Source organism: Streptomyces sp. NPDC048825, assembly GCF_043198355.1.
Lineage (GTDB): Bacteria > Actinomycetota > Actinomycetes > Streptomycetales > Streptomycetaceae > Streptomyces > Streptomyces xiangluensis.
Window position 1 is genome coordinate 362,829 of sequence record NZ_JBICUR010000008.1, and the last position, 9,000, is coordinate 371,828.

Sequence of the window (9,000 nt, forward strand, 5' to 3'; positions counted from 1 at the left end):
CTCCACCCCGGCCCCACCTTCCCGACCCCGCCGGAACGCCTCCGGCGGGGTCCCTCGTGCAAGGCCCGTGCAAGGTCCGAGCAGGGGATGATCAAGCCGGGCAAAGAGGAAGCCAACTCTTGTTCGCCGTAGGAAGCTTGACGCCAATCGGTGCGTTGTTGTGATGTCCAGGACACCCAGGCGAAGCAGGGAACGTTGTACAACGTAAGCTGTACCGGTGCTTATTCGCGGCAAGTAGGGCGATAATGCGCGAGACCGGCGCCCCGCAAAGGTGCGGACGTCCGGGCGGCGTGTCCGAAATGGGCGGTTATTGGGTCAGCGGTGTAGAACGGGAGACGTGACGGCAATGGCTACGGAAACTCTCCAGCTCCGCGAAGCATGTGCCGTCCCCGTACTGGGCAGCGAGCGGTGACGGCAGCCGGGACGGCGCGCGCCTCCGGCTCGGAGCGCACCACCCTCGACAAGGCCGCGTACGAGAACTTCCCCGTGGCCCCCTTCTTCCTGCCCAGGGCCTGGCGCACCGACCTCATGGCCGTGTACGGCTTCGCCCGACTCGTCGACGACATCGGCGACGGCGACCTCGCCCCCGGCGGCGCCGACGCCCGCCTCCTCGGTGTGCCCCCCGAGCAGACCGAGGACCGCCTGGTCCTCCTCGACGCCTTCGAGGCCGACCTCCGCAGGGTCTTCGGCGCGACCCCGCGCCACCCGCTCCTGCGCCGCCTCCAGGCGACGGTCCGCCGCGCCGGCCTCGCCCCCGAGCCGTTCCTCGGCCTGATCGCGGCCAACCGCCAGGACCAGCTCGTCAAGCGGTACGAGACGTACGACGACCTACGCGCCTACTGCGAGCTGTCAGCCAACCCGGTCGGCCGCCTCGTCCTCGCCGTCACCGGCACCTCGACGCCCGAGCGGGTGCGGCTCTCCGACGCCGTCTGCACGGCACTCCAGATCGTCGAGCACCTCCAGGACGTCAGCGAGGACCTCGGCCGCGACCGCATCTATCTGCCCGCCGAGGACATGAAGCGGTTCCATGTCCAAGAGCCGGATCTCGCCATGCCCACAGCGGGCGCATCGGTGCGCGCACTGGTCGCATTCGAAGCAGAACGCGCACAGAACCTCCTGAATGAAGGCACCCCCCTCGTGGGTAGCGTCCACGGCAGGCTGAGGCTGTTGCTCGCCGGGTTCGTGGCAGGGGGGAAGGCGGCAATACATGCGATTCGCGCCGCCGAATACGACGTACTTCCCGGCCCGCCCAAATCCGGCAAGCTCCGGCTGCTCCGCGAGGCGGGCATGACTCTGCGAGGAGAGGGGTGATCCGGACGGTGGAGTCTCCGCCACACATGTCCGCACCGGTACTCGCCGCATACAGCTACTGCGAGGCAGTGACCGGACAGCAGGCCCGCAACTTCGCGTACGGCATCAGACTCCTGCCGACGCACAAGCGCCGAGCCATGTCGGCGCTCTACGCGTTCTCGCGGCGTGTCGACGACATCGGCGACGGCGCGCTCGCACCGGACGTCAAACAGACACGTCTGGAGGACACCCGGGCGCTGCTCGCCCGGGTCCGGGACCGCTCCGTGGCCGAGGACGACACCGACCCGGTGGCGGTCGCCCTCAGTCACACCGCGGACCACTTCCCCATTCCGCTCGGCGGCCTCGACGAACTCATCGACGGCGTCCTGATGGACGTACGCGGCGAGACCTACGAGACCTGGGACGACCTGAAGGTCTACTGCCGCTGCGTGGCCGGGGCGATCGGGCGGCTCTCGCTCGGCGTGTTCGGCACCGAACCAGGGGCGCGGGGAGCCGAGCGCGCGCCCGAGTACGCCGACACACTCGGTCTCGCGCTCCAACTCACCAATATTCTCCGGGATGTTCGCGAGGACGCCGAAGGCGGGCGGACCTATCTGCCCGCGGACGACCTCGCGAAGTTCGGCTGCTCGGCCGGGTTCAAGGGGACCCGGCCACCGGACGGCTCCGACTTCGCGGGCCTGGTGCACTTCGAGGTGCGCAGGGCCCGCGCACTCTTCGCGGAGGGCTACCGGCTGCTGCCCATGCTGGACCGACGCAGCGGCGCCTGCGTCGCCGCGATGGCCGGTATCTACCGCCGGCTGCTGGAACGCATCGAGCGCGATCCGGAGGCAGTTCTGCGCGGCCGGGTCTCGCTGCCCGGACACGAGAAGGCATACGTCGCCGTGCGCGGCCTCTCCGGCCTCGACGCCCGGCATGTCTCCCGCCGGACCACCAGGAGGCGCACCTGATGGACACTCTGGGCCAAGGTGACACAACTCCCGGGAAACGGTGCGCAACCCTCCGGTCGGCGACGGCGTCCCTGACTGCGACGGCCTGCCGTGCACCGCTCCATCGCCACGGCTCGGCCGCGGGGGAGGGCGCACGATGAGCGACACCACACAGGCCGAGGGGTTCGACGCGGACCGACCGGGCCGGCCCGAAAAAGAAGAAGGCGCGAAGCGCTTCCTTGAAGGGGCGGTGGCGGGTGACGGGCGGGCGGCCGTCGTGGTCGGCGGAGGGCTGGCCGGGATCACTGCCGCGCTGGCACTGGCCGACGCGGGCGTACGCGTCACGCTGCTCGAAGGCCGGCCACGGCTCGGCGGGCTCGCTTTCTCCTTCCAGCGCGGCGACCTCACCGTGGACAACGGCCAGCATGTGTACCTGCGCTGCTGCACGGCCTACCGCTGGTTTCTCGACCGTGTCGACGGCGCCGGACTCGCACCGCTTCAGGACCGGCTCGACGTGCCCGTACTCGACGTGGCGAAACGGGCGGGCAGTCGGCTCGGCAGACTACGGCGCGACGCGCTGCCCGTGCCCCTGCATCTCGGACGCAGCCTCGCCACGTACCCGCATCTCTCGCTCGCCGAGCGCGCCAAGGTCGGACGTGCCGCGCTCGCGCTCAAGGCACTCGACCTCGCCGACCCGGCCCTCGACACCGAGGACTTCGGCAGCTGGCTGACCCGGCACGGTCAGTCGGCGCGTGCCGTCGAGGCACTGTGGGACCTTGTCGGGGTCGCCACCCTCAACGCGGTGGCAGGCGATGCCTCGCTCGGGCTCGCCGCGATGGTGTTCAAGACCGGTCTGCTGTCCGACCCGGGCGCGGCCGACATCGGCTGGGCGCGCGTGCCGCTGGGCGAACTGCATGACCTGAGGGCGCGCAAGGCGCTCGACTCCGCGGGCGTCCGTACCGAACTGAGAACACGGGTCACCTCCATCTCCCAACACGGGAACGGACGTTGGAGGGTTCAGGTTCCCGGCGAGACGCTCCAGGCCGACGCGGTCGTGCTCGCCGTACCCCAGCGCGAGGCCCACGATCTGCTGCCCGAGGGCGCGCTCGACGCCCCCGAGCGGCTGCTCGAGATCGGTACCGCGCCCATCCTCAACATCCATGTCGTGTACGACCGCAAGGTGCTCGGCAGGCCCTTCTTCGCCGCGCTCGGCACCCCTGTGCAGTGGGTCTTCGACCGGACCGAGGCATCCGGTCTGAGCGAGGGCCAGTACCTCGCGCTGTCGCAGTCGGCCGCACACGAAGAGATCGACGCCCCCGTCTCCCAGCTGCGCGAGCGCTATCTGCCGGAGCTGGAGCGGCTGCTGCCCGCCGCGCGGGGCGCCGAGGTACGGGACTTCTTCGTGACCAGGGAGCGCACCGCGACGTTCGCTCCGACCCCAGGCGTCGGGCGGCTGCGGCCCGGCGCCCGCACCAAGGCATCCGGCCTCTGCCTGGCCGGAGCGTGGACCGCCACAGGGTGGCCCGCGACCATGGAGAGTGCGGTCCGCAGTGGCGTGAGTGCGGCGGGTGCCGCGCTCAGCGCCCTGGGCCGGCCTCGCGATCATCTCTTCGAGCTCTTCGAGGAGGCGGCGTGACGCTCGATCTGAGCGGAGCAGGCTCCCGCACCCCCCGTATCGCAAATAGAGGAGAGACTGTGCCCACTGTGCCCCCGGCATCGACGCCCGCTCGAGGGACCTCGGTGGACGTGACCGCGCTCCTGGAGCGCGGCCGGACCCTGGCCACACCGGTACTGCGGGCGGCCATCGACCGCCTGGCCCCTCCCATGGACACTGTCGCCGCCTACCACTTCGGCTGGATCGACGCCGAGGGCAACCCCGCGGACGGCGACGGCGGCAAGGCCGTACGCCCCGCGCTCGCCGTCCTGTCCGCGCAGGCCGCCGGAGCCGACCCCGAGGTGGGCGTGCCCGGAGCGGTCGCCGTTGAACTGGTGCACAACTTCTCGCTGCTGCACGACGACCTGATGGACGGCGACGAACAGCGCCGCCACCGCGACACCGTATGGAAGGTGCACGGCCCCGCCCAGGCCATCCTCGTCGGTGACGCCCTGTTCGCGCTGGCCAACGAGATCCTCCTGGAACTCGGCACGGCCGAGGCGGGCCGCGCCACCCGCCGCCTGACCACCGCCACCCGCGCACTGATCGACGGCCAGGCGCAGGACATCTCCTACGAGCACCGCGAGCGGGTCACCGTCGAGGAGTGCCTGGAGATGGAGGGCAACAAGACGGGCGCCCTGCTCGCCTGTGCCTCCTCCATCGGTGCGGTGCTCGGCGGCGCCGACGACCACACGGCCGACACGCTGGAGAAGTACGGCTACCACCTCGGCCTCGCCTTCCAGGCCGTGGACGACCTGCTCGGCATCTGGGGCGACCCGGAGGCCACCGGCAAGCGCCCCTGGAGCGATCTGCGCCAGCGCAAGAAGTCCCTGCCGGTCGTGGCCGCTCTCGCGGCGGGCGGACCGGCCTCCGAGCGGCTCGGCGAGCTGCTCGCCGAGGACGCCAAGGCGAGCGACTTCGAGAACTTCTCCGAGGAGGAGTTCGCCGCGCGCGCCGCGCTCATCGAGGAGGCGGGCGGCCGCGAGTGGACCGCCCAGGAGGCCCGCCGCCAGCACACGACCGCCATCGACGCCCTGGACTCGATCCGGATGCCGGACCGGGTACGGGCCGAGCTGGTAGCGCTCGCCGACTTCGTCGTCGTACGAAAGAGATGATCACTATCGGTCGAACAAGCCTCGCGTAGTCGCCGGCCGGTGCTGCGGGACAACCAGCACCGGCCGACGGCGGACCCACAGCAGACGTGACCACTGCACGAAGGGGAAGCCATGACAGCGACGACCGACGGAAGCACCGGGGCCCTGCCGCCCCGGGCAGCCTCGGCCAGCGAAATCCGTACGACGATTCCCGTGGCGGCCGGGACTTCCGACGTTCAGGACGCCGCCCAGCGCGCGATACAGCGCGCCACCGATTTCCTGCTCGCCACGCAGGACGCCCAGGGCTGGTGGAAGGGCGACCTCGAGACGAACGTCACGATGGACGCCGAGGATCTGCTGCTCCGCCAGTTCCTGGGCATCCTCGACGAGAAGACGACGCACGCTGCCGGCCTGTTCATCCGCGGCGAGCAGCACGAGGACGGCACCTGGGCCACGTTCTACGGCGGACCCGGCGAACTCTCCACCACCATCGAGGCGTACGTCGCGCTGCGGCTGGCCGGTGACAGCCCGGACGCGCCGCACATGGCGAAGGCCTCGGCATGGATCCGGGAACAGGGTGGCATCGCCGCGTCCCGGGTCTTCACCCGGATCTGGCTGGCGCTGTTCGGCTGGTGGAAGTGGGACGACCTGCCCGAACTCCCGCCGGAGCTCATCTACTTCCCCAAGTGGGTGCCGCTCAACATCTACGACTTCGGGTGCTGGGCCCGGCAGACCATCGTGCCCCTCACCATCGTCTCGGCGAAGCGCCCGGTGCGGCCCGCGCCGTTCCCGCTCGACGAACTGCACGCCGACCCCGCCAACCCGAACCCTGCCAAGCCGCTTGCCCCGGCGGTGAGTTGGGACGGTGTCTTCCAGCGTCTCGACAAGGCGCTGCACGCCTACCACAAGGTCGCCCCGCGCCGGCTGCGCAGGGCGGCGATGAACAGCGCGGCCCGCTGGATCATCGAGCGGCAGGAGAACGACGGCTGCTGGGGCGGTATCCAGCCGCCCGCCGTGTACTCGGTCATCGCGCTGCATCTGCTCGGCTACGACCTCCAACACCCGGTGATGCGGGCAGGGCTGGAGTCCCTGGACCAGTTCACCGTATGGCGCGAGGACGGCGCCCGGATGATCGAGGCATGCCAGTCACCGGTGTGGGACACCTGCCTGGCGACCATCGCGCTCGCCGACGCGGGCCTGCCCGCCGACCATCCGCAGCTGGTGAAGGCCGCCGACTGGATGCTGGGCGAGGAGATCGTCCGGCCCGGAGACTGGGCCGTCCGCAGACCCCAACTGCCGCCCGGTGGCTGGGCGTTCGAGTTCCACAACGACAACTACCCCGACATCGACGACACCGCCGAGGTCGTCCTCGCGCTGCGCCGCGTCAAGCACCACGACCCGGAGCGCGTCGAGAAGGCCATCGGACGCGGGGTGCGCTGGAACCTCGGCATGCAGTCGAAGAACGGCGCATGGGGCGCCTTCGACGTCGACAACACCAGCTCCTTCCCCAACCGGCTGCCGTTCTGCGACTTCGGCGAGGTCATCGACCCGCCGTCGGCCGATGTCACCGCGCACGTTGTGGAGATGCTCGCCGTCGAGGGTCTGTCCCACGATCCGCGCACCCGGCGGGGCATCGAGTGGCTGCTCGCCGAACAGGAGGCGAACGGCTCCTGGTTCGGCCGCTGGGGCGTCAACTACGTCTACGGCACAGGGTCGGTGGTGCCCGCCCTGGTCGCCGCCGGACTGCCCGGCTCGCATCCGGCGATCCGCCGTGCCGTCGCATGGCTGGAGACGGTGCAGAACGACGACGGCGGCTGGGGCGAGGACCTGCGCTCGTACCGGGACGCCGCCGAGTGGAGCGGCCGGGGTGCCTCCACCGCCTCGCAGACCGCCTGGGCCCTGCTCGCGCTGCTCTCCGCGGGGGAGCGGGAGTCCAAGGCCGTGGAGCGTGGGATCGCCTGGCTCGCCCAGACCCAGCGGGAGGACGGCACCTGGGACGAGCCGTACTTCACCGGCACCGGGTTCCCCTGGGACTTCTCGATCAACTACCACCTCTACCGGCAGGTCTTCCCGCTGACCGCGCTCGGCCGGTACGTCCACGGCGAGCCGTTCACCGGCCCGCAGGCAAAAGGGAGTTGATGGCCATGAGACCTACCGCCGCCCCGCTGCTGATCGCCTGCGCGCTCGGCATCGAACGCCTCGCCCTGCGCGGTGGCGGGCGCGGCGGTGCGGCAGGCCCGGTCACCGTGCTGCGTACCGGCATGGGACCCCTGGCCGCCGACCGGGCGGTCGACCGGGCGCTCGCCGATCCGGCACTGAGGGACGCGGCCGTCCTGGCCACGGGCTTCTGCGCCGGACTCGCGCCCGGCATGCACCCCGGTGACCTGGTCGTCGCCGAGGAGACCCGGGACGCGCGGGGCCGCACCCCGTGCGTGGGCACCGACCTGCTCGTCAAGGAACTGGTGCGTGCCGTACCCGGGCGCACCGTACACACCGGACCGCTCACCGGCGCCGACCATGTCGTCCGCGGACATGAACGGTCGGAACTGCTCAGGACCGGTGCAATCGCGGTCGACATGGAGTCGGCGGCCACGCTCCACAGCGCCGTCCGCGCGGGCGCGCGCCCGGTTGCGGCCGTCCGGGTGGTCGTGGACGCTCCAGAACATGAACTCGTCCGGATTGGCACGGTGCGCGGTGGAATATCAGCTTTCCGCGTACTTCGTGCCGTCCTTCCAGCTTTCGTCGAATGGCACCGTTCTTTGCTGCTCCCCAGGAGGTGAGCCAGATGGCCATGCCGCTCCGTCAGTCCATCAAGGTGGCGACGTATCTCTTTGAACAGAAGTTGCGCAAGCGGGACAAGTTTCCGCTCATTGTCGAGCTGGAACCGCTGTACGCCTGCAATCTGAAGTGCGAGGGCTGCGGCAAGATCCAGCACCCGGCCGGAGTACTCAAGCAGCGCATGCCGGTGGCGCAGGCCGTGGGGGCGGTGCTCGAATCCGGTGCGCCCATGGTGTCCATCGCCGGTGGCGAACCCCTGATGCACCCGAAGATCGATGAGATCGTGCGGCAGCTGGTGGCCAGGAAGAAGTACGTCTTCCTGTGCACCAACGCCATGCTGCTGCGCAAGAAGATGGACAAGTTCAAGCCCTCGCCGTACTTCGCGTTCGCCGTGCACATCGACGGTCTGCGTGAGCGGCACGACGAGTCCGTCGCGAAGGAGGGGGTGTTCGACGAGGCCGTGGAGGCCATCAAGGAGGCCAAGAGGCGCGGCTTCCGGGTCACCACCAACTCGACCTTCTTCAACACCGACACCCCGCAGACCATCATCGAGGTGCTCAACTTCCTCAACGACGACCTGAAGGTCGACGAGATGATGATCTCGCCCGCCTACGCCTACGAGAAGGCGCCCGACCAGGAGCACTTCCTCGGTGTCGAGCAGACCCGGGAGCTGTTCAAGAAGGCCTTCTCGGGTGGCAACCGGCGGCGCTGGCGGCTCAACCACTCGCCGCTGTTCCTCGACTTCCTCGAGGGCAAGGTCGACTTCCCCTGCACGGCGTGGGCGATCCCCAACTACTCGCTCTTCGGCTGGCAGAAGCCCTGCTATCTGATGAGCGACGGGTACGTCACGACGTACCGGGAACTCATCGAGGACACCGACTGGGACGCCTACGGCCGGGGCAAGGACCCGCGCTGCGCCAACTGCATGGCGCACTGCGGGTACGAGCCCACCGCGGTCCTGGCCACCATGGGCTCCCTCAAGGAGTCCCTGCGCGCCGCCCGCGAGACCGTCTCCGGAAACCGCGGGTGACGTCATGACCGCAGTTTCCCTGGGCGTCCCCGAGCTGCCGGTCCGGCCGATCGCGGAGCGCCGCGTCTCGCGGCAGATCCAGGTCGGGCCGGTGGCTGTCGGCGGAGGGGCGCCCGTGTCGGTGCAGTCGATGACGACGACGCGTACGTCGGACATCGGTGCCACGTTGCAGCAGATCGCCGAGCTGACGGCGTCGGGGTGCCAGAT

9 protein-coding genes are annotated in these 9,000 nt (G+C 70.1%); all 9 read left to right on the forward strand.

Annotated features, from left to right (window positions below):
* Positions 1 to 408 precede the first annotated feature (408 nt).
* Positions 409 to 1,311: a squalene synthase HpnC gene (hpnC, locus tag ACGFNK_RS21910; protein ID WP_393418229.1), complete on the forward strand. Its 903-nt coding sequence runs from the start codon at positions 409 to 411 to the stop codon at positions 1,309 to 1,311.
* Positions 1,308 to 2,258 carry a presqualene diphosphate synthase HpnD gene (hpnD, locus tag ACGFNK_RS21915; protein ID WP_393418231.1) on the forward strand — a complete coding sequence of 317 codons (951 nt, stop codon included), beginning with the start codon at positions 1,308 to 1,310 and terminating at the stop codon, positions 2,256 to 2,258. The genes hpnC and hpnD overlap by 4 nt, the downstream gene beginning before the upstream one ends.
* Positions 2,258 to 2,398 (forward strand): DUF6380 family protein, encoded by a 141-nt coding sequence (locus tag ACGFNK_RS21920; RefSeq protein WP_386349922.1) that lies wholly within the window; start codon positions 2,258 to 2,260, stop codon positions 2,396 to 2,398. The genes hpnD and ACGFNK_RS21920 overlap by 1 nt, the downstream gene beginning before the upstream one ends.
* The gene (gene hpnE / locus ACGFNK_RS21925; RefSeq protein WP_393418234.1) at positions 2,395 to 3,873 is read left to right on the forward strand and encodes a hydroxysqualene dehydroxylase HpnE; all 1,479 of its coding nucleotides are present in this window, start codon (positions 2,395 to 2,397) and stop codon (positions 3,871 to 3,873) included. Before ACGFNK_RS21920 ends, hpnE begins: the two co-directional genes overlap by 4 nt.
* Positions 3,870 to 5,006 carry a polyprenyl synthetase family protein gene (locus tag ACGFNK_RS21930; protein ID WP_393418236.1) on the forward strand — a complete coding sequence of 379 codons (1,137 nt, stop codon included), beginning with the start codon at positions 3,870 to 3,872 and terminating at the stop codon, positions 5,004 to 5,006. Before hpnE ends, ACGFNK_RS21930 begins: the two co-directional genes overlap by 4 nt.
* A gap of 111 nt (positions 5,007 to 5,117) precedes the next feature.
* Positions 5,118 to 7,124 (forward strand): squalene--hopene cyclase, encoded by a 2,007-nt coding sequence (gene shc / locus ACGFNK_RS21935; protein WP_393418238.1) that lies wholly within the window; start codon positions 5,118 to 5,120, stop codon positions 7,122 to 7,124.
* Complete coding sequence (locus ACGFNK_RS21940) at positions 7,124 to 7,765, forward strand: 1-hydroxy-2-methyl-2-butenyl 4-diphosphate reductase (protein ID WP_393418240.1); 642 nt, start codon at positions 7,124 to 7,126, stop codon at positions 7,763 to 7,765. Before shc ends, ACGFNK_RS21940 begins: the two co-directional genes overlap by 1 nt.
* A gap of 5 nt (positions 7,766 to 7,770) precedes the next feature.
* Positions 7,771 to 8,793: an adenosyl-hopene transferase HpnH gene (hpnH, locus tag ACGFNK_RS21945; RefSeq protein ID WP_386349937.1), complete on the forward strand. Its 1,023-nt coding sequence runs from the start codon at positions 7,771 to 7,773 to the stop codon at positions 8,791 to 8,793.
* 4 nt (positions 8,794 to 8,797) lie between these two features.
* The coding region (locus ACGFNK_RS21950; protein WP_388685251.1) for a flavodoxin-dependent (E)-4-hydroxy-3-methylbut-2-enyl-diphosphate synthase at positions 8,798 to 9,000 on the forward strand (203 nt) is incomplete at its 3' end.